This window comes from Alteromonas sp. M12, from assembly GCF_037478005.1.
GTDB lineage: Bacteria > Pseudomonadota > Gammaproteobacteria > Enterobacterales > Alteromonadaceae > Aliiglaciecola > Aliiglaciecola lipolytica_A.
In genome coordinates, this window is sequence record NZ_CP144164.1 from 2,835,437 (window position 1) to 2,855,436 (window position 20,000).

Annotated in this window: 20 protein-coding genes and 1 other RNA gene; 16 read left to right on the top strand and 5 right to left on the bottom strand. The window is 39.9% G+C overall.

Features of this window, described 5'->3' with window-relative positions; all coding sequences use genetic code 11:
• Window positions 1-19: 19 nt before the first annotated feature.
• The 4 genes from VUI23_RS12220 to VUI23_RS12235 form a co-directional block, all read right to left on the bottom strand.
• Window positions 20-1,414, bottom strand: coding sequence for a diguanylate cyclase (locus VUI23_RS12220; protein ID WP_342804536.1), 1,395 nt, complete (start codon window positions 1,412-1,414; stop codon window positions 20-22).
• A gap of 135 nt (window positions 1,415-1,549) precedes the next feature.
• Window positions 1,550-2,542, bottom strand: a complete 993-nt coding sequence (ylqF, locus tag VUI23_RS12225) for a ribosome biogenesis GTPase YlqF (RefSeq protein WP_342804537.1) — start codon at window positions 2,540-2,542, stop codon at window positions 1,550-1,552.
• A gap of 182 nt (window positions 2,543-2,724) precedes the next feature.
• Window positions 2,725-3,057: an RnfH family protein gene (locus tag VUI23_RS12230; RefSeq protein ID WP_216048508.1), complete on the bottom strand. Its 333-nt coding sequence runs from the start codon at window positions 3,055-3,057 to the stop codon at window positions 2,725-2,727.
• Window positions 3,054-3,485 carry a type II toxin-antitoxin system RatA family toxin gene (locus VUI23_RS12235; protein ID WP_216048507.1) on the bottom strand — a complete coding sequence of 144 codons (432 nt, stop codon included), beginning with the start codon at window positions 3,483-3,485 and terminating at the stop codon, window positions 3,054-3,056. The genes VUI23_RS12230 and VUI23_RS12235 overlap by 4 nt, the downstream gene beginning before the upstream one ends.
• Window positions 3,486-3,625: 140 nt before the next feature.
• Here VUI23_RS12235 and smpB point away from each other — a divergent pair, with 140 nt between their 5' ends.
• Window positions 3,626-4,105, top strand: coding sequence for an SsrA-binding protein SmpB (gene smpB / locus VUI23_RS12240; RefSeq protein WP_216048506.1), 480 nt, complete (start codon window positions 3,626-3,628; stop codon window positions 4,103-4,105).
• Between the two features lie 70 nt (window positions 4,106-4,175).
• Here smpB and VUI23_RS12245 read toward each other — a convergent pair whose 3' ends face one another.
• Window positions 4,176-5,414 carry an NADH:flavin oxidoreductase/NADH oxidase family protein gene (locus VUI23_RS12245; protein WP_342804538.1) on the bottom strand — a complete coding sequence of 413 codons (1,239 nt, stop codon included), beginning with the start codon at window positions 5,412-5,414 and terminating at the stop codon, window positions 4,176-4,178.
• Between the two features lie 366 nt (window positions 5,415-5,780).
• Between VUI23_RS12245 and ssrA the strand changes: the two genes are divergently transcribed.
• The 15 genes from ssrA to uspE all read left to right on the top strand — a co-directional run bounded on the left by ssrA (window position 5,781) and on the right by uspE (window position 19,967).
• Window positions 5,781-6,140: a transfer-messenger RNA gene (gene ssrA, locus VUI23_RS12250) on the top strand.
• A gap of 769 nt (window positions 6,141-6,909) precedes the next feature.
• Window positions 6,910-7,506, top strand: a complete 597-nt coding sequence (locus tag VUI23_RS12255) for a hypothetical protein (protein WP_303500799.1) — start codon at window positions 6,910-6,912, stop codon at window positions 7,504-7,506.
• A gap of 483 nt (window positions 7,507-7,989) precedes the next feature.
• The gene (locus VUI23_RS12260; RefSeq protein WP_342804539.1) at window positions 7,990-9,120 is read left to right on the top strand and encodes a hypothetical protein; all 1,131 of its coding nucleotides are present in this window, start codon (window positions 7,990-7,992) and stop codon (window positions 9,118-9,120) included.
• Window positions 9,121-9,498: 378 nt separating this feature from the next.
• Window positions 9,499-10,566 (top strand): magnesium/cobalt transporter CorA, encoded by a 1,068-nt coding sequence (gene corA / locus VUI23_RS12265; RefSeq protein ID WP_216048502.1) that lies wholly within the window; start codon window positions 9,499-9,501, stop codon window positions 10,564-10,566.
• A 213-nt stretch (window positions 10,567-10,779) separates the two neighbouring features.
• The gene (locus VUI23_RS12270) at window positions 10,780-11,859 is read left to right on the top strand and encodes an ATP-dependent 6-phosphofructokinase (protein ID WP_342804540.1); all 1,080 of its coding nucleotides are present in this window, start codon (window positions 10,780-10,782) and stop codon (window positions 11,857-11,859) included.
• Window positions 11,860-11,995: 136 nt separating this feature from the next.
• A complete protein-coding gene (atpD, locus tag VUI23_RS12275) occupies window positions 11,996-13,462 on the top strand; it encodes a F0F1 ATP synthase subunit beta (protein ID WP_342804541.1) in 1,467 nt (488 codons plus the stop codon).
• Complete coding sequence (locus VUI23_RS12280; RefSeq protein WP_216048499.1) at window positions 13,452-13,841, top strand: F0F1 ATP synthase subunit epsilon; 390 nt, start codon at window positions 13,452-13,454, stop codon at window positions 13,839-13,841. The genes atpD and VUI23_RS12280 overlap by 11 nt, the downstream gene beginning before the upstream one ends.
• Before the next feature lie 6 nt (window positions 13,842-13,847).
• A complete protein-coding gene (locus VUI23_RS12285; RefSeq protein ID WP_216048498.1) occupies window positions 13,848-14,204 on the top strand; it encodes an AtpZ/AtpI family protein in 357 nt (118 codons plus the stop codon).
• A 2-nt stretch (window positions 14,205-14,206) separates the two neighbouring features.
• Window positions 14,207-14,494, top strand: a complete 288-nt coding sequence (locus VUI23_RS12290) for an ATP synthase subunit I (RefSeq protein ID WP_342804542.1) — start codon at window positions 14,207-14,209, stop codon at window positions 14,492-14,494.
• 67 nt (window positions 14,495-14,561) lie between these two features.
• Window positions 14,562-15,287 carry a F0F1 ATP synthase subunit A gene (locus VUI23_RS12295; RefSeq protein WP_216048496.1) on the top strand — a complete coding sequence of 242 codons (726 nt, stop codon included), beginning with the start codon at window positions 14,562-14,564 and terminating at the stop codon, window positions 15,285-15,287.
• The gene (locus tag VUI23_RS12300) at window positions 15,280-15,558 is read left to right on the top strand and encodes a F0F1 ATP synthase subunit C (RefSeq protein ID WP_342804543.1); all 279 of its coding nucleotides are present in this window, start codon (window positions 15,280-15,282) and stop codon (window positions 15,556-15,558) included. The genes VUI23_RS12295 and VUI23_RS12300 overlap by 8 nt, the downstream gene beginning before the upstream one ends.
• A 3-nt stretch (window positions 15,559-15,561) precedes the next feature.
• Complete coding sequence (locus tag VUI23_RS12305) at window positions 15,562-16,413, top strand: F0F1 ATP synthase subunit B (RefSeq protein ID WP_342804544.1); 852 nt, start codon at window positions 15,562-15,564, stop codon at window positions 16,411-16,413.
• Between the two features lie 13 nt (window positions 16,414-16,426).
• Window positions 16,427-18,004, top strand: coding sequence for an alternate F1F0 ATPase, F1 subunit alpha (locus VUI23_RS12310; RefSeq protein ID WP_342808281.1), 1,578 nt, complete (start codon window positions 16,427-16,429; stop codon window positions 18,002-18,004).
• Between the two features lies 1 nt (window position 18,005).
• Window positions 18,006-18,908 carry a F0F1 ATP synthase subunit gamma gene (locus VUI23_RS12315; RefSeq protein WP_342804545.1) on the top strand — a complete coding sequence of 301 codons (903 nt, stop codon included), beginning with the start codon at window positions 18,006-18,008 and terminating at the stop codon, window positions 18,906-18,908.
• A gap of 147 nt (window positions 18,909-19,055) precedes the next feature.
• Window positions 19,056-19,967: a universal stress protein UspE gene (gene uspE, locus VUI23_RS12320; RefSeq protein WP_342804546.1), complete on the top strand. Its 912-nt coding sequence runs from the start codon at window positions 19,056-19,058 to the stop codon at window positions 19,965-19,967.
• Window positions 19,968-20,000 lie beyond the last annotated feature (33 nt).

Here is a 20,000-nt window from a genome sequence, read left to right on the forward strand (position 1 = left end):
GAGCAAAATATGTCACTTATCATCTATGTTCGAAGGTGATTTTAACTTGATTCTTGCCCTCTCCTTTTGATTGATAAAGTGTGACGTCGGCATCTTTTAAACCTTTTTCTAAATCAAGTTCTTCCGAGGGCATAGACACTTGCATCCCCATACTCACAGTTACCGACATCTGCGTGGTAGCGTTAATATCTATTTTAAGGTTACGAATTCCGTCCAACAGGCGATCCGCCAAACTAGTTGCATCATCGGCTTCTTTAATTGCTGCAACAAAGGCGAACTCTTCTCCTCCGTATCGACAAAAAGCGTCATCTACTCGAAAGAAACCATTTAAGAATTTAGCGATCTCAACTAGGACAATATCACCAGCATCATGACCAAAGCTATCATTAAACACCTTAAAATCATCAATATCTAATAAACCAAAAGCAACCAACGCCCCTCGCCTGTTACACGACTTAATTAACCGGTGGGCATGATCAATAAAAAAACGTCGATTGGGGATATTGGTTAAAGGATCGTAGTAGGCTATTTTTTCTAGTTTAGCATTGGCTTGACGAAGCTCTTTGGTTCTTTCATCAATTAAGTTTTCTAGTTCCGTCTTCAACTTTTTGAATTCATTGTTTTTGTTTTTTAATTGCTCGAGATAAAATATACGCTCTGAAATGTCACGCTCTATGGCAGCAAAATGCGTTACTTCATCATATTTATTTTTGAGGGGAATGATGTTCATATCAACCCAGTAGGGTCTGCCATTGGCATCATAGTTTAATAAGGTTTCACTGACTTCCTGACAATTTTTCAGCGCACGATGAATACGATTAGTAGTTTCTTTATCTGTTAAAGGGCCTTGTAAAATTCTCGGCGTTTCACCAATTACACTGTCCTTACTGTAACCGGTCATTTTCTCGAAGGCTTTATTGACGTAAATAATTTTGGGACTAAGTGGGTAGTTAATATCTGTCGCGTCTGTAACGATTACCATGTCTTGGGTGTTTTCAACAATGGCTTTAAAGGAAAACAATTGTTTAGAATCTGAAATATCAGTAAAGGTCACCACAATGAAGGCTTCTGGGCTGCCAGGTTCCCCTTCAAAATAGGCGTTAATAAAAAACCAACTAATAGTATCCACAGAGCTATCTAACACACCAAGCACCTCGTTTTTGAGGCGTTCACGGGTTCGTTTTACTTTATTGACAGGATAATCTTCAATCAGCAGTTTTTTGCCTGACTCATCTAAAAATCGCCACTGAGGATCGATGGAACTTTTACCGATTATTTGTTTATAGCTCAATCTTAATAAACGTAATGACGTTGGGTTTGCGTATATAATGGAAGTATCCCAGCGATGGATAACGACGCCAATGTGGGCGTTTTCGAGAAGCTTCTTGGTATTTAGCTCAATAAAGTCAGTCATCAAGATCATCTACAAAATGAATACTTATTAAGTATAGAGCAATAACCCGTTCCGTCTAATTACTTGGAAACATCAATTTAGCGATAGTTTTTTTACCTATACATTTAAATATTCAGTAAAATTAGGCTACCCACTTCAACGTTTACGTCGTTTATTTTTAGTTTTTCCCTCCATTTTTATGGCTTTAGCATCACGCTTATTTGGGGTTGCAGAACCGTCCTTGAAACGTTGTTTTTTGGCTTCTTTTTCAGCTATTTTTTGAGCTGCTAATTCCGCCACAAGTTTTTCTTCTTTAATCACCATATCTGGCGTTTCTAAGGTGATACGGCCCAATTTACCGGAACGAAGTTCATTAATCAGTAGTTCACAAATTTTATGTAAATTAACCCTCCCTCCTGCACGTAAGGCACCTCGTTTGCTTGCCGCAGCTTCTAAAAATTCAATTTCAGTTTCAGGTATGGATTCTAAAGCAAATCGCTCTTTCATTAACTCAGGATAGGCTTTAATCAGGTAATCCGCCGCATAAAATCCAACATCTTCGTAATCCATCGCCGTATCTTTAATCGCGCCAGACGCTGCCAAACGATAACTACTGTTTTCATTTTCAATTTTGGGCCACAAAATACCTGGAGTATCAAATAACACAATGCCGCTGCCCAAATTAATCCGTTGCTGAGTTTTAGTAACCGCTGGAACATTCCCAGTTTGCGCAATAACTCTGTCAGCTAAGGTATTAATCAGTGTCGATTTCCCGACATTAGGAATACCCACAATCATGGTATTAATAGATTTAATGCCTGCGTCTTTTTCGGGTAACATTTTGCGACACAAATCAACTATTTGTTTAATTTTGGCCGGTTGTTCTGTGGTGGTGGGAAAGGTTTTAACGCCTTTTTCTTGCTCTAAATAATCTTGCCATTTAAGGGTGAGTTCAGGATCAGCCAAATCTGTTTTACTCAGCACTTTGATGCAAGGTTTCTCACCTCTTAAGTGTTTAATCGCAGGATTTTCACTGGAATATGGTATCCGTGCATCTAGCACTTCGATGACCAGATCCACGCTAGGTAGCACATCTTTTATCTCTTTTTGGGCCTTATGCATGTGCCCGGGATACCACTGAATCGCCATTTTAAAATTCTTTTTTAGTTACTTAATTAGTTATGATTTCCACTATTACCGAACGATAGTGGGCCCATGGGCGTTTAGCCATGAATGACGTGCTTGAGCGCAATTTCAGTGCAAGGGATTAAGGTCAATCTAACTAAACATATGCAAAAAAACCGTTCTATTTACCTAAAGCACCTGCTAATTTACGACTTTACTCGGCCACCTGTGACTTTATCTGCCCGCCCTTCTACTTTGGCCTTTTCAGCGCGTATTCGACGTACTTCTTTAGGGTCAGCAATTAGCGGACGATATATCTCTATTCTATCGCCGTCATTAGGTATGTCGGTAAGTTTACATGTCCGATTCCAATTACCTATTTTCAACACCGATAAATCTATCTCAGGAAAACGACGTAAAATACCAGATGCTTGAATTGCTTCTTCTGCTGTCTTGCCCTTCTCTATTGTTACACTGATAAGCGCCTGTTCTTTAGGCAAGCCGTACACTACTTCAACAGTGATTTGCGAGTCGGTCATAGGTATACCTCTTTTGCTCTGGCGGTAAAGGCATTCACCATATTAGTTGCGACTGTGTTAAACACTTTTCCAAAGGCCATTTCAGCCAATCGACTGGAGAACGCAAAATCCAGTTTCAATTCAATTTTACAGGCATCATCAGCTAATGCAGTAAAAGACCAGCCACCACTTAAATGCGAGAAAGGCCCTTCAACTAAATTCATTTCAATGGTTTTGCCTCTATCTAACGCATTTAGCGTAGTGAACCATTGTTTAACACCCGCTTTGGCAATGAGCACAGCCGCTTTCATCGAATCTTTGTTATGTTCTAGTACTTTAGTTTGTGCGCAGCCAGGCAAAAATTCAGGATAAGAAGCTACGTCATTGACTAAATCAAACATCGATTCGGCACTAAATGCTACTAGCGCACTGCGATGAACACTTGCCATTCATTTTCCTCTATGTAACCTTGCAATTTCTCGTTGAAGTTTACCACGAAATATCATATTTCATAGTTCATCCATGTAAATACAACTATTTTTTAACTCTTCTACAGACAAATTAATTGGTCCTGATATAATTCGCCACTATGAAGAAAAAGAACGCTAAATCAAATCAAAGCAACACGATAGCTTTAAACAAAAAAGCCCGTCATGATTATCACCTGCAAGATAAAATCGAAGCAGGTATAGAATTACAAGGCTGGGAAGTAAAAGGCATTCGTGCAGGCAAAGTTAACTTAACAGATAGTTTTGTGAACATTCACAACGGCGAAGCCTACTTACAAGGATGTAAAATCACACCTTTAAACCAAGCATCAAGCCATGTTGTGTGTGATCCTGATCGACAAAAAAAACTGCTTATTCACCGCCGCGAAATTGACCGGCTAATGGGCGCGCGCGAACGCCAAGGTTATTCGATTATTGCTACGGCAATGTACTGGAAACAATGCTGGGTGAAAGTAGAAATACACTTAGCCAAAGGTAAAGACGCCCATGACAAACGGGATACGGTTAAAGATCGTGATTGGGCACGTCAAAAAGAACGCATGATGAAACATAGCGCCTGATTACAATTATCAGGCAATGAGCCTAATCAAACCCTGTTGGTTAGGTTCTTTTATGCAAAATACAAAAATACTATTCAGCACCAAGTTTCACATTACGACGATAACGCTTGGTTAACTTAGCAGACAAAATTTGCTCCAAGATTAATGTATATATGGCTGAAGCATCAATTTTTGCAGGTTTTCCCGTGCCAATGCGACGCAATTGGCGTTTTACAAGGGCCATATTTGCCATTCCACTTAAGGTTTTATTTTTCCATTCAACCTTCGGTGTCATGCTGACCATTCCAGGCACCTGTTGCCAATGATTAGGTAAATCAGGATTGTAGGCAAGCGCAGTGGCCATTCCTACTAAATCAACACCAGAGTCGAGTACTTTTTGGGCCACCGGAAAACGTTTGATGCCACCAGTAGTCATAATTGGTATCTGGCTTTGTTGGGCAATTTGACTTGCAAACTCAAGAAAATACGCTTCTCTTGCAAGTGTTCGATCATCCGCTGTACGCCCTTGCATGGCAGGAGCTTCGTAGCTACCACCTGAAAGCTCAATTACATCGACGTTTAATGATTCAAGCATTTTAACTACCGCTAAGGCATCCTCGACATCAAAACCTCCACGTTGAAAATCAGCAGAGTTTAACTTTACTGCAACAGCAAAATCGGCAGCACAAGCAGCCCTTATTTGGCTAACAATTTCCAATAGTAAGCGAGCTCGATTTTCTAAACTTCCTCCCCAGCGATCGCTACGTTTATTCACTAAAGGCGATAAAAATTGAGCCAGTAAATAACCATGCGCGGCATGCACCTCAACGCCGTCAAACCCCGCTTTTTCTGCCAATAATGCGGTGCGTTTAAATCGTTGAATAACGTCTTCAATTTCCTCTTCCGACATTGCTTTAGGTTGGCTAAACAGTTTAGAGTGTTTACCAAGATCCAGTGCCACATCAGATGCTGACAGCACTTTACCGCCCATTTTCTTAAATACCTGTCGTCCAGGATGATTAATTTGCATCCACACCTGTGTATTATTTTGTTTGGCTTTTTGCGCCAATGTTTGAAAGGGTACTAAATCGGTATCTTGTTCTAATGCCATGCCTCCAGGACCAGTCATGGCCATATGATCAACCATTACGTTACCAGTAATAATTAAGCCTACTCCGCCCTGCGCCCACTTTTGATACAAATTGAACAAGGTTTCATCGGGTAATTGTTTGGCATTGGCTAGGTTTTCTTCCATTGCCCCTTTGACCAAACGGTTTTTTAATGTTTTACCGCAAGGTAACGAAAATTCTGCAAATATATCTGAAGACATACACCCTTCTTATGATGGAAAAAACTACTGATTATGCTATCAAAACAAAAATAGCCGTAATTCAGCAACCACCCAATGTTTAGATATCTTAAAAATATGATTTAAAGCTTACATATAACTCACTCGCAAAATCTTATCATCTCTATGCCCTAGGTTGTCAAAATGCTAATGCCAGCCCCATTGAGATTAAATAAGGTCTAATCCGCCGCGTTTTAATCAGAACAATTGAACAAAAATAATACTCAAAAACGCAAACTATAAAAAAACGATTAAAACCCAAGCACTTGAAGTAAAATTTATTGTCCCCACATATTGTTTTAGAGAAGGATGTGTTATCCTATCTGCTACTTGAAAAAGTACTACATCGGGGCTGATTTTGGATTCGACAGGAATCGGGATGCCTTAGGTGCATGCAGAGGTGCGGTTTGCCTCTTTAAACAGCCGCAAAAAAATAGTCGCAAACGACGAAAACTACGCACTAGCAGCTTAATAACCTGTATAGGCCCTTCCACTTCAGCCGTCTTCTATTCGTGAAGGTTTGGAAGGTCATACTAATAGAATAGCGAGGGAAACTTGTCCGAGGTTGAACCGCGAAATAGTATCGGAACAGCTACTAGGAATCCTGTTTGTCGGAGTCCAAAATAGTTAAATAAAAGACAAAATAAGCATGTAGTACCGACGGTTGAAGCTTTCTGGACGCGGGTTCAAGTCCCGCCAGCTCCACCAAATTTACGTTCGACGAACGACGAAAACCCTGCCAAAGCCGCTAAAAACGGTGATTAACAGGGTTTTTTATGGGTTTTTGATCGGATAAGGTTCGCTAATGACCGTTGATAGTTTGATTTTTAGGGGGACATTTAGGGGTACAAATTAGTGTATCTACCGCTATGAACTTCTCTATGCAGAACAGCCAACTCAGGATGTAAATCCACTGGATATATTTCAACGGCTGACTTATGGGTGACCCCACAGATATATGGGTTATGAGGTTATCAAAGCCCAGATATTGAAAATTCGATTTGCGTAATATAAAACAATGAGTGCCATTACAGCGATTTGAATGGCGATGCTCAGCGCTTTTGCGCACAGTGCGCCTGCTATTGCGCCAATTAACACTCCCGCTAAGATTGGAAGTGTGTCGCCACTACCTAAATAGAATTCATATCCAATATTTCCACCAACAATAGGCCTAACGCCGCGAGGTACCGGATGAAAGTGAGTTCACGTTTTGAGGAAGCGAGTGTACCTAAGTCATTATTTGACATTTTAATTCCATTTAAGGCAAATATATTACATTAAATTAGGAGACTCTTTCACAAATTTCAAATAAATAACTTTAACAATCAATTCGTGTTCAACTAACCCGTTAAAATATGCTCTAAATGCCAATAGAAAAGTCGCCCCCCTAAAACGCACTGTTCAAATATTGACCAATAAAATACTTAATGGCAGAATTAAATTACCCTAACACGATTTAAGCGCAAGGAAGGATCCAATGGTAAATATACTAACGCTCAACCGCTTTTTTAGTTGTTTATTCTTATTAGTAACGCTTTTTTACGCCAATAATGCGAATTCAAACCCAGTTTGTAATATTTATTATGGACTCTACGCAAAAAGTTTGTCCCGAGACATGCAGTTTAATTATGCTGATCATTCTACAAGCATTAACAGCAACAACGTCTTGGAATTAGTCAAACAATATAAAGAAAATGCAGAACAGGTAATAGACAATTTAAATAAGTTAATTGCCACTAATGCTAACTCTCCTAAGATGACACCATATAAAAAGATGAGAGAGCATTATTATATAATTGCTGACATGGGAACCCTAGGTTACGCAATTATTAAAGCCGAGATGGAAAATGATGTTGACCTATTCGTTGGTCTAGTGAAAGGACTATACACTGAAAAATTCAAGCCCTTAACATTCCCCCTCATTAATAGAGCCGCAATCGAATACAGGAAACATCAAATTAGAACCGTTAAAATTGCTGAAGAAGAAAATGCAAGGCAGAGTGTATTGAGTATTTATCGATCCTTGTACGGCAACAATGGGAATTTATTAACTAAATATGATCCTTGTACTTAAGATCAATTTAGATAATCGGGTCTAACTAAATATTGGGTATTTGAATACTTCTATATGCCTTAAGTGCTGCAATATTTATTACCTTTTCAAACAATGTCCACCATGTTATTTGAGATGACCTCTTATCAATAACATTCAGAAAAACCGTATGATTCTCTATTATTTAAATGGCAATAATTTTTCAATTAAAGTAAGAAGACGAATGACGAATTTGCCAATGATTATCACCAGTTTATCTGTTTGTATGGAAACCTGAGGAATTAGCAACTTGCTAGTAATGGACACCTCTAAAACTTCACTCACTAATCTTAGTGTCTAAGCATCTTGATACAGATAAAACAAAACCGTTAATTAAGCTTAAATTACGTATTATTCTAGATAACTTGGCTCTATTTAGAGTCTAGTTAATCATTTTAAAATCTGCTGATATACATTTAAATTTAAAATATTTCTTTGAATTATAGGCATTTTATAAGGACATTTATGTTCATAAACATAAATCGTGTATTAAAGCTTGGAGTAGCTTTATCGCTTATCGTTGTTAACTCTATTGTTGTGCTTTATATCGGTAGAGATCGCTTTCCTTTGCCAGAATGGTTTTCACACCCCATATCTTATATCGATGGGTTGATTGACCACAAAAACGAACGCATTTCCCAGCAAAATTTAACTTTCGAAAACTCTAAAAAACAACAAAATGTAGAACCACGTGTTAGTTCTAAACAAGCCAGTAAAAAAACTGCAAATGCCAATTTAATTAATCATACTGAGTTATCTGCCAGCGACGCAGTATGCTCTGATAAGCGGCCTAAATCTGCGAGCAAGCAAATATACACATGGATAGATGATAGCGGCACTCGCCACCTTAGCGATAAGCCACGTAAGATTGACAGTGCCACTCCGGTTTCAGTGATAGGAACAATTCGCCCCGAAGAACTATCTATTAACTACACTGGCACTCACCCGCCATTTAGTCTCCAACATAAAATTGAATCGCGGGTTATGGCAAACAAAGCATTATTTGCTCAGATCACTCCAAAACAATTAGTAAAGCCGATAACCATCAATTTTAGATTATTCACAGATGTAAATAATTACAGCACTTATCAGAAACGTATAGCCCCCTCTGTTAAGTCAGCAATCGGATTTTACGCAAGCAGTATAAATGAGTCAGTTGTTATGATGAATAATGATGAACAGAGTGTTAATACAGCGGTCCATGAAGCAATGCACTCGATTAATCGTCATTGGTTTGGACACATAAATAGATGGCTAAATGAGGGGATCGCTGAATATGCCGAAACAAGTCACACTGATAACCCTTTGTATAACCATTGGGTAACTCATATCCGTAAATTTGGCGCTATTCCACTGGTAACCTTATTTAATGCAAATCAGCACCACTGGGACACTCAAAGAACCGAAATGTATGCTACAAGCTGGGCGTTCGTAGCATTTTTGATGGATAAGTATCATAAAACACTATCTCGCTTATTGCAGGAAGAGAATATTAACGGATGCAATGTTGTCAACATCAGCGATATGGAACGCATATCATCTCAAAAATTGTCAGTATTACAGCGTGAATTTGATAATTGGTTGGCAAGAGTATAAACACTTAACTAGCGTTAACATGAATTTGATAGTTGAAGAACCATGTAGTGCTTTCGAACACATACCGACCTCTGTTGAATAACTTTTACAGTTATTAGTATCAAATTATTACTCCATCCTCAAAACATATCGCAAATAAAGGTTCCCCCCAACAAAGGAGGGAAAACAGCCCTCCCCTTTAAAATGGTGCTTGCTGCGTCGATAATTAAAATGTCTGTATTGCTTCACGAGTATTCGGGGTGAACGACCAATTATGTGGTTAATTAAATCCTTTTCTAGTTTAATGATGATGTTACATCTTTTCCTGTAGTGCTAAATTAGCAACGAAATATAGCCTAGAGTTAGTGGTGTTATCTAAGCCATCATATAAGGACAATTATGAAACTATTCCGCAAACAATATGGTCAGCCAGGGGCGCAACCAGGGCTTATTGATGCATCTGTTGATGGGGCGGTTAACATTACTTTGTTTAACTACAATGAACATCAAGTGGTTGAACAAAGTGGTATTACGGTCGAACAATGCATGGAATACGTCAATAAAGACAATATTACTTGGGTGCACGTTCAGGGTAATCCTGACAAAGCATTATTGAGTCATTTGGCAACGAATTTTGGAATACACGAGTTATATATTGAGGACGTTGCCAACCGAGCCGAACGGCCTAAAATAGAAACCCACGATGGTCAAATTTTCTCTATTTTTTCGCTACCTGTGCAAAGCGAATCGAATATTTATCTGCAACAAGTTAGCTTATTTTTAATGAAGGGCACTGTGGTTTCTTTTTGCAGTGGTCAATTCAACCCGTTCTCTGGCGTCAAAACCAGATTAAACCTTGCTAGCGGCAAGATGCGAACCCATAAAGCTGACTACTTGTTTTACAGTTTAATTGATTCCGTGGTTGATTGGTGCTTTCCGGTACTGGAAACTTATGCGCAGCTGATTGATTCAACAGAAGAGCTATTATTAAAAAATCACGATAAAGAAATCTTACAGAAAATTCATCAATTACGCCGCGATGTGGTTTTACTAAGAAGGCAAATTTGGCCACAACGAGAGCTGCTTAACCAACTCATCAGAGACGACACGCAAAGCCTAATAAGCGCAAAAACTAAAGTTTTTTTAAGGGATTGTTACGACCATAGTATTTCGTTACTTGAATTAATCGAAACCTACCATGAAATGACAAATGGTTTGATGGAGCTGTACATGAGTTTAGTTAGTTTGAAATTAAATGAAGTCATGCGGGTATTGACCATCATTGCCACACTATTTATACCACCTACTTTTGTGGTGGGTATTTATGGCATGAATTTCAATCCCAGCGCCGGCCCTCTGAGTATGCCTGAATTATTGTCACCCTACGGTTACCTGGTAGTTTGGTTAATTATTTTAAGCATGGTTTGTGGCATGTTGCTATTTTTCAAAAAACGAAAGTGGTTATAGTCGGTTTAAAATGAGAGATTAACTGACGACATACCCGCATATTTGCTTTGCGAGATGGAACAAACTCGCCTCTTCTTCTGCTATTTTGATATACAAAGTAAGGGTTATTACTAATAGCGCAATCACCAGACAGTGGTAAAGTCGTTGGGTGATACTCCCCGATATAAATAGATGACCAATATCAATTATTAGAATACGTAGGAAGTTTAAAAAATGCGGATAGGCATTCTGACTGGCGGTGGTGATTGTCAGGGTTTAAATGCAGCAATACGCGCTGTAGCAAAATCGTTAATGTTAAACAACAATGCCGAAATTATAGGTATCGAAGATGGTTTTGATGGCCTACTAAAACGTAAAGTACGTCAATTAAGTTATGCTGACTGCAGTGGGATCTTACCCTTAGGCGGTACCATTTTAGGTACCAGTAATAAGGCAAATCCTTTTGATTACCAAGGTAAAGACTGCTCACAAGATGTGAAGTCTTATTATCAAGAGCTCGGTCTTGATGCCATAGTGATGATTGGCGGTGATGGCACTATGTCAATAGCCTATGAACTAACAAAACTAGGTATGAATATTGTTGGGGTTCCGAAAACAATTGATAACGACTTGATGTGCACCGAACGCACATTTGGTTTTGAAACGGCGGTATCAATTGTAACCGAAGCAATTGATAGATTGCGTACCACCGGCCATTCACACAAACGAATTATGATCCTTGAAACCATGGGACGTTACGCCGGATGGATTGCGCTACATGCAGGCGTTGCAGGGGGAGCAGATGTCATTCTGATTCCAGAATTTCCTTATAATCTGGATGAAATCGTCTCAGCATGCGAATTAAGAGCCAGTGATCAGCACTATTCTATTATTGTGATTGCAGAGGGCGCAAAACCTGAAAATGGATCTATGGCCGTGCAACAAACGATTTCTGACAGCCCAGATCCGATACGTTTAGGCGGTATTTCAAATGTACTTAAAAGTCAGCTGGAAAAACGCTTAAGTATTGAAGTAAGAGCAACCTCTTTAGGACATATTCAGCGCGGCGGTTCGCCCACAGCAAATGACCGTATTTTTGCTACAAACGTGGGTACCTTTGCAGCAAAACTGGTTACTGAAAAACAATTCGGACGGGTTGTTGTACAACAAAATAACCAATTAACCAGCGTCCCTTTAGAACAAGTCGCAAATCAAACCAAAGGGGTTTCAAAGGACGACCTAACCCTACAAAGCGCCATCTCGTTAGGGATAAGTTTTGGGGTTGCTAAGCTAGAAGATACGTCTAACTCTTAAAACCCAATAAATATAAATAAATTAGCGATAACCTTTACTTAATTTATAAACCATTATCATTTGTGAGTTTGATCGAGATCAATTCGCAAGCAGCAATGAAATTTATAATGATCATGTCAACTAAGGTGCATCGTAAATGTCGAGTATAGAATCCTCTGATTCATTAATAGAAGATGGGCAACACGCACCTAGTCAAGTCGGTGTAGTCAGTGCCGTGCGCGGTAGCATTGTCGAAATTAAGTTCGATCACAAACCGCCTGCTATTCACAATATTGTCTATGCTAAAAATCGCACTATCGCGTTAGAAGTGCTTACCCAATTACCTAACAATAAAGTACGTACCATTGCACTGACCCCTACTCAGGGTTTAGCCAGAGGTATGCAAGCTGAAGACTCTGGCCAGCCTCTTACCGTGCCTATCGGCAAACAAATCATATCGCGTATGTTTAACGTGTTCGGCAACCCTATTGACGGCAAAGGTTTTGACCAAAACTGTGAACGTCGCAGTGTGCATCAAAATCCCCCGCCGTTATCTAAATTATCCAGTCAATTACAAATTTTCGAGACCGGAATCAAAATTGTCGATGTGTTATGCCCACTTGAACGTGGTGGCAAGGCGGGTTTATTTGGCGGTGCTGGTGTGGGTAAAACGGTACTGTTAACAGAAATGATCCACAACATGGTTAGCCATCAAAAAGGAGTGAGTATCTTTTGTGGTATTGGCGAGCGTTGCCGTGAAGGTGAAGAGCTTTATCGGGAAATGAAGCAGGCTGGCGTGCTGGATAATATGGTTATGCTATTCGGACAAATGAACGAGCCGCCCGGTAGCCGCTTTCGAATTGGTCATGCCGCCCTCACTATGGCGGAGTATTTTCGTGACGATGAACACAAAGATGTTTTGCTATTAATTGACAATATTTTTCGGTTTATTCAGGCCGGCTCTGAGGTATCTGGCCTGATGGGACAAATGCCTTCGAGGATGGGTTATCAGCCAACATTGGGTACCGAGTTATCCGGTTTGGAAGAGCGCATAGCGAACACGCAAAATGGTGCGATAACATCGATACAAGCTGTGTATGTGCCTGCCGATGACTTCACCGATCCTGCCGCAACCCATACTTTTTCACACCTTTCGGCAACATTGGTACTTTCCCGAAAACGTGCCAGTGAAGGCCTATATCCATCCATCGACCCGCTGCAATCCAGTTCAAGTTTAGCAACAGCAAATATCGTCGGTGAGCGGCATTACAAATTAGCTCAACAAGTCAGACAAATACTCGCTCAATATGATGAATTAAAAGACATTATCGCGATGCTTGGATTAGAGCAGCTTTCTAATAAAGACCGTAAAATAGTTACTCGTGCCCGTCGTTTGGAGCGCTTCTTTACACAGCCTTTTTTCACTACGGAACAATTCACTGGCATGCAAGGAAAATTTGTTAGTTTGGAAAGTGCCCTAAGCGGATGTGAGCAAATTCTGCAGGGTGATTTTGATGACTATCCTGAAAGTGCGTTATACATGATTGGTGACGTTAGTGAAGCCTTGAAATCAAAAAGTGATAGTGCAGAGGCAGGCCAACAGGACAACCAACATGCAAGTTAAAATTTTACTTCCCCATCAAATATTTTTGGAAATAAAGGATGTCATCAGTGTTGTAGTCGAAACCCCCGAAGGTAGTTTTGGGATTTTACCCAATCGACTGGACTGCGTGACACCTGTGGTGCCTGGTATTTTAACCTATCAGGTATCTGCTAATGAGTATGCTTATATTGCGATTGATGAAGGTATGCTGGTTAAAACAGGAAAGCAGTTGCTGATCTCTGTACGCAGAGCCGTAATTGGTAGTTCTTTAGAGCAGTTGCACGAAACTGTCGAGCAAGAATTTCTAAAATTAGATCAACAACAATTGGAATTGCGCAGTGTGTTAGCCAAATTAGAAACGACTTTTTTAAAGCAGTTTTCATCAATGTCTAGAGATTGATGCCTAATGTCTAGCAAAGATGGCAAGTCACAACCCGAAAAACACACAACGCATTCTTTGGTGAAGCAAGTAGAAACAAAAGCGCAATTAAAACTAAAAGCGAAACGCCACAAAAATCCCGGTGTATGGTTTGGGTTAGGCATGATGGGAGTCATAGGTTGGTCAGTGGCGGTACCGACTTTTTTGGGTGTCAGTTTAGGCATTTGGATAGACAAAAATTACGATGGACAACGCTCTTGGACTTTAGCGTTATTATTGGCCGGCTTAGCTATTGGTTGCTTCACTGCATGGGGCTGGGTCACCAAAGAGCATCAAGCGATTCACAACCAGAATGATAACAACTCAACAGACGAGGAAGACTAACCATGATCGAACCATTAAATATGCTATTTGCGTTGGTTGCGGGTGTTGTTTTAGGCATTAGCTTTTTCTATAGCTTATGGATTACGGTGCAAAAAGGACTGCGATCAGCACAACCGGTTTATTGGTTTATCGGTGGTTTTATATTGCGCATGGGGTTGAGCTTAATTGCCTTCTATTTAATTTCAAATCAGCAATTTTGGCTACTTATTTCATGCTTGATCGGTTTTCTAATTGGTCGAGTCGTAACTAATAGAATGTTGTCAATTAGTGCAAAACCCAATCCAGTTTAACAACTAAATGAGAAGCACATGGTTTCACTTATTGGTAATTCAGAAATAACAGAGAAGGTTCACAACCATGCATATTACGCCCGATGAAATCATCTTTTGGCAGTTTGGCTTTTTAAAGCTAAATGCCACTATCGTTTTCACTTGGTTGATAATGGCTATTTTAGTACTAAGTGCGTATCTGATTACCCGTAAATTGAATGATCAATTGCAGCCTACTCGCTGGCAAAATGGTTTAGAAGTATTAGTAGTGACTATTTTGCAGCAAATAAGCGAAGCAGGTTTGCGTAAGCCGGCTAAATACATTGGCTTTCTAGGCACCCTATTTTTGTTTATTGCAACGGCTAATTTGCTCACTATATTTCCTCGCTTTGAGCCACCAACAGGTTCTTTGTCTACCACAATCGCATTGTCATTCTGTGTGTTTATTTCTGTCCCCTATTACGGAATAAAACAAAAGGGAGTATTAAAATATTTGCAGTCTTACGCTCAACCTAATGTCTTTATGCTGCCGTTTAATATCATAGGTGAGCTCTCTCGTACCTTAGCGTTGTCGGTACGCTTATTTGGAAATATGATGAGCGGAGCCATGATTATCGCTATTTTGCTGATTATCTCCCCATTTGTATTCCCCATTATTATGTCTTTGTTAGGTCTATTAACCGGAATGGTACAAGCCTACATATTCTTTATTCTCGCAGCTGTGTATATCGCTGCAGCCACTGCGCAGGATCAGCAAAGCACCCCCAAATTTACATCAATATCCGTTTCGACACAGGAGAAAACTAATGGATAACCTCACCCTAATTGCTATTTGTTCGATCATCACTGCGGGGCTGACAATTGGCATCGGAGTATTAGGCCCTTCTTTAGCTGAAGGGACAGCGATAGCCAATGCATTAAAAGCACTCGCACAACAACCAGATGCGTCATCAACCATAACTCGAACGCTATTTGTGGGCTTAGCCATGATTGAGTCTACGGCCATTTATTGTTTTGTAGTTTCGATGATCGTGCTTTTTAGTAATCCCTTTTGGAACTATTTTGTAGATAAAATTGGGAACTAAATAATGCCTATCGATTGGTTTACCGTAATCGCTCAAACCGTCAATTTTTTAATATTATTGTGGTTATTAAAACGCTTTTTATATCACCCCATTATCAACGGTCTGAATAAACGAGAAACCGAAATTGCGCAGATTTTAAGTGCCGCAAATGATAAAAACCAGCAAGCAGAAGCACTTCAAGCTGAGTATCAATTAAAACTAAGCCAAATAGAAAAACAGCGCAGCGAGATTATTCGTCAATCCAATCAAGAGGCCAAAGACGAACGACAAAAATTACTTGCCTTGGCACAACAAGAGGCCGCGGATATTCTTGCTAATCGGCTGCAAGGAATAGAGCAAGATATGCAAAGTTTGCAACAAGAAGTTGTAACAAAAAGTATGCAGGAAGTATATGCCACCTGTAGAAAAGTACTGCGGGATCTTGCTGATAGTGACGTTCAAAATTTGATGTTCGACAAATTATTACTACAACTCACCATTATGGACAGCAAACAACACGCTGAAATAGATAAAGCTATTAACTCAAATTTACACATTTCTATTCACAGTACCTTTGCGTTAAGCGCGGCGCAAAAAAACGCCTTACAGCAATGGTTCATTAAAACCTATTCGAAAGATAACGCTGAAGCAATCAAATTTATTTACACACTCAACCCTGAGCTAATTTGTGGCATAGAGGTTATTTTTGATGGTTGGAAAATACCCTGGAGTGCACACAATTATTTAAATCTATTAAAAGAGAGTATCAATCATCAGATACCTAAAACAAGTTCACTTGACTTAACAGATGACCTAGCAGATGACGAGACCAAGTTTGACGCCAGTAAGAGCCCAAACACAGATGAAATTAAATAAGTGCGGAGACAAAATGAAGCCGGATCCTCAGCCTAGTTTAAAGCAAAACTATGACTCACTGTTTGCACAACTAAAACAATCCAATGGTGATGCGAATATCAATTGTGTGCTTCAGGAAATAGGCATTGTTGAAAGTGTGTCCCAAGGTATCGCATCGGTTACTGGCCTACCAGGTGTTGGCTTTGAGGAATTAGTACTTTTTCCAAATAATATCTTCGGCATTGCGTTTAATCTAGATGAAAATGAGGTTGGCGTCGTATTGTTAGGTGACTATTGTCAATTAAGCGTAGGCGACCAAGTACAGCGAACTGGCCGGGTAATGGACATTGTAGTGGGCGAACACCTATTGGGGCGTGTCATTAATCCTCTAGGTCATGCCGTAGATGGCAAAGGTCAACTTGCACAAACGCCACGCTTACCTATTGAGCGTCCAGCACCTGAGATCATGTCACGCTTACCAGTTACAGAACCATTACAAACCGGAATTAAGGTGCTCGATGCCCTACTCCCCGTAGGACGCGGGCAAAGGGAATTAATTATGGGCGATCGGCAAACCGGAAAAACCTCCATCGCCATTGATACCATATTAAATCAGCAAGACAAAAATGTAATATGTATCTACTGTGCAATCGCCCAAAAGTCATCTTCGATTGCAAAAACTATCGCCACATTAAAACAGCATAATGCCCTCGATTATACGGTTGTAATGGTCACTGAGGGTAATGATCCACCAGGCTTAGATTATATCGCGCCCTATGCTGCAACCAGTATTGGCGAGTACTTCATGCATGCGGGTAAAGACGTATTAATTGTTTATGATGATTTAACTCGACATGCTCGTTCCTATCGGGAGTTGTCTTTATTGCTACGCAGACCACCAGGAAGAGAGGCATTTCCAGGCGACATTTTTTATCTGCACTCAAGATTACTTGAACGCTCTACCCATTTAAATCAAGAAAATGGAGGCGGCTCTCTTACCGCTTTACCCATAATCGAAACCGAAGAACAAAATATGTCGGCTTATATCCCCACAAACCTAATTTCAATCACCGACGGACAAATTTACTTATCTCCTAAATTATTTGATTTAGGGGTTTTACCGGCAGTAGATGTAGGAAAATCAGTTTCCAGAGTAGGCGGAAAAGCCCAACGCGCTGGATTCAAAGCCGTTTCAGGTACGTTAAAATTAGAGTATGCACAATTTGAAGAGTTGGAATCATTTGCCCGTTTTGGTGCACGCCTAGACGAAAATAGTTTGGCGACTATTGAGCACGGAAAACGCATTCGTGCCTGTCTTAAACAACCTGAATCGTCACCGCTAGCAGTGTCGGCACAAATTGTTGTGCTCTTAGCCCTGACAAATCATTTCTTTGACACCATTTCGTTAGAACATATCCAAGAGGCACAAGATGCGGTAGTGAAAGGAATAAATACCCTCAGTCAGGATATTCTGAACAACTTAGAATTAAGCAACGACCTTAATAAAGATGAACAAAACCTCATCTTTGCAATGTTTAAAGAGGTGCTTGAACCTTTCCATACAAATACTGACGCTGCTATTGACCAAAGCACTGTCACTGGCGAAGCTTAATATGAGTGAATCGAATAGCGATTTACAACGTAAAATTGTAAGTGCAACTGATTTAAAATCAGTTGTTAGAACAATGAAAGCTATGGCTGCCGCCAATATCAACCAATATGAAAACGCCGTGCTTTCACTTGATGACTATTATCGAACTGTGCAATTAGGACTAGTGGCTTATTTTCTAAATACCGACAAAAGTGACTACCCAACAACAGATAAAGTATCTAAACCATCAGATCATAAAACCCAAATAGGCATAATTGTAATTGGCTCAGATCAAGGATTAGTGGGGCAATTTAATGATATTTTAGTAGACTTTTTAAATTCAAAACGGAAAGACTTTGGCGCAGCGCAAGTTATTTGGACCGCCGGTGAACGAATTCAATCTTTGCTAGAAGGCGTAAATGCACCACTTGGAAAACAGTTTTCACTGCCTAATTCAATAGAAAGCATTACTTCTTTTGTATCTGAAATTTTGTTGGAAATTGAACACCAACAAAAAACCAATCAGCTCAAAGAGGTCTATCTGTTTTTCAATCGTACCCTAGATAAACCTAACTATGCCCCCTGTTTTCAGCGAATATTACCCATTGACCAAAAGTGGAAACACGAATTTGTTTCTCTACCTTGGCCTAATCAATGTCTGCCACAATTGTTAGTCAATAATACGCTCACCATTAGCACGCTGATAAAAGAATACATTTTCACATCACTTTTCAAAGGTTGCATTGAGTCACTCGCGAGCGAAAATGCCAGTCGGTTAATCGCCATGCAGCGGGCTGAAAAAAATATCGAGGAGTTACAAGAGCAGATGCAAAAGACATTTAACAAACTCAGACAAAGTGCAATTGATGAAGAGCTTTCTGACTTAGTCAATGGTTTTGAAGCCCTCAGCCCTTCGGCTGAATAAAAACGAAGCAGAACAGAAAAATTAAAATTTAGTTCTGAAATATTGAACTAAACTGTTTATTCATCAAGTTTGATCGACATCAAGTTTTGCTTGGGTAATCGGTGTATGGTCGGAATGTATAAGTTTGATTCATTAATGGAGATTACTATGAAAACCCCGCAAAAAATTCTAGTTGTGATCAGTGGTAAGCGCAAGCAGCATGATGCATTGCTTCGAGCCTTGAAATTTGCAGAGCTCAATGAAGTGCACATTCATCTTCTCAATGTCATTTATGAACCTATTTTAGAATTGACCGATATTCTATCTAGTGACCACCGTAAAGAAATGAAAAAAGAATATCTTGCAGATCGCTATCTCTATATGAATAGCATTGCTGAAGATCTCGAGAAAAAGAACATAAAGTGCACCACCCATGTTGAATGGTGTCGCGAAGTTTATGAAGGGATAGAAGACGCCGTAGACAAAATTCAACCTGATCTGGTTATAAAACGTATTTCTGCAGATGCCATGAGCATTAATCCCTTTGCGTTACCATTAGATCGGCATTTGCTGCGATATTGCAAAGCGCCGCTATTGCTTGTGAAACACCAGACTTGGACAAACTCGCCGATTTTGGCAGCGGTAGATGTGTTGGCCAAAGACGATAATCATGTAGCATTAAATAAAGACATACTAGAAGCCGCTAGACTTTTTGCCAAATTAGGCGGCAGTGAAATACATACTGTTAGCGCCTATTTAGTGCATAACATGAGTGCGTCGATTGACTTTCCTACTATCAATTTTGAAAAGCTCAGCGCCAATAGTGCCCAATTTCATAGTGAAAAACTCGATGGGATGGAAAAAGAACATGAAATAAGTATGGCAAAAAAACATGTTGTTGCAGGCTTGCCAGAAAAAGTGATTCCAAATGTGGTCAAGCAAATTGATGCGCAGCTAGTGATTTTAGGCACAGTCGCACGTAAAGGCATTTCCGCTGCATTTCTGGGGAATACTGCTGAATCCATTTTGGCAGAACTCAATTGTGAGGTATTGGCTCTGAACTTAGATGAGAGTGAGTGAAGCTGAGCTCTAAAACAAAGAAACCCTAAATTC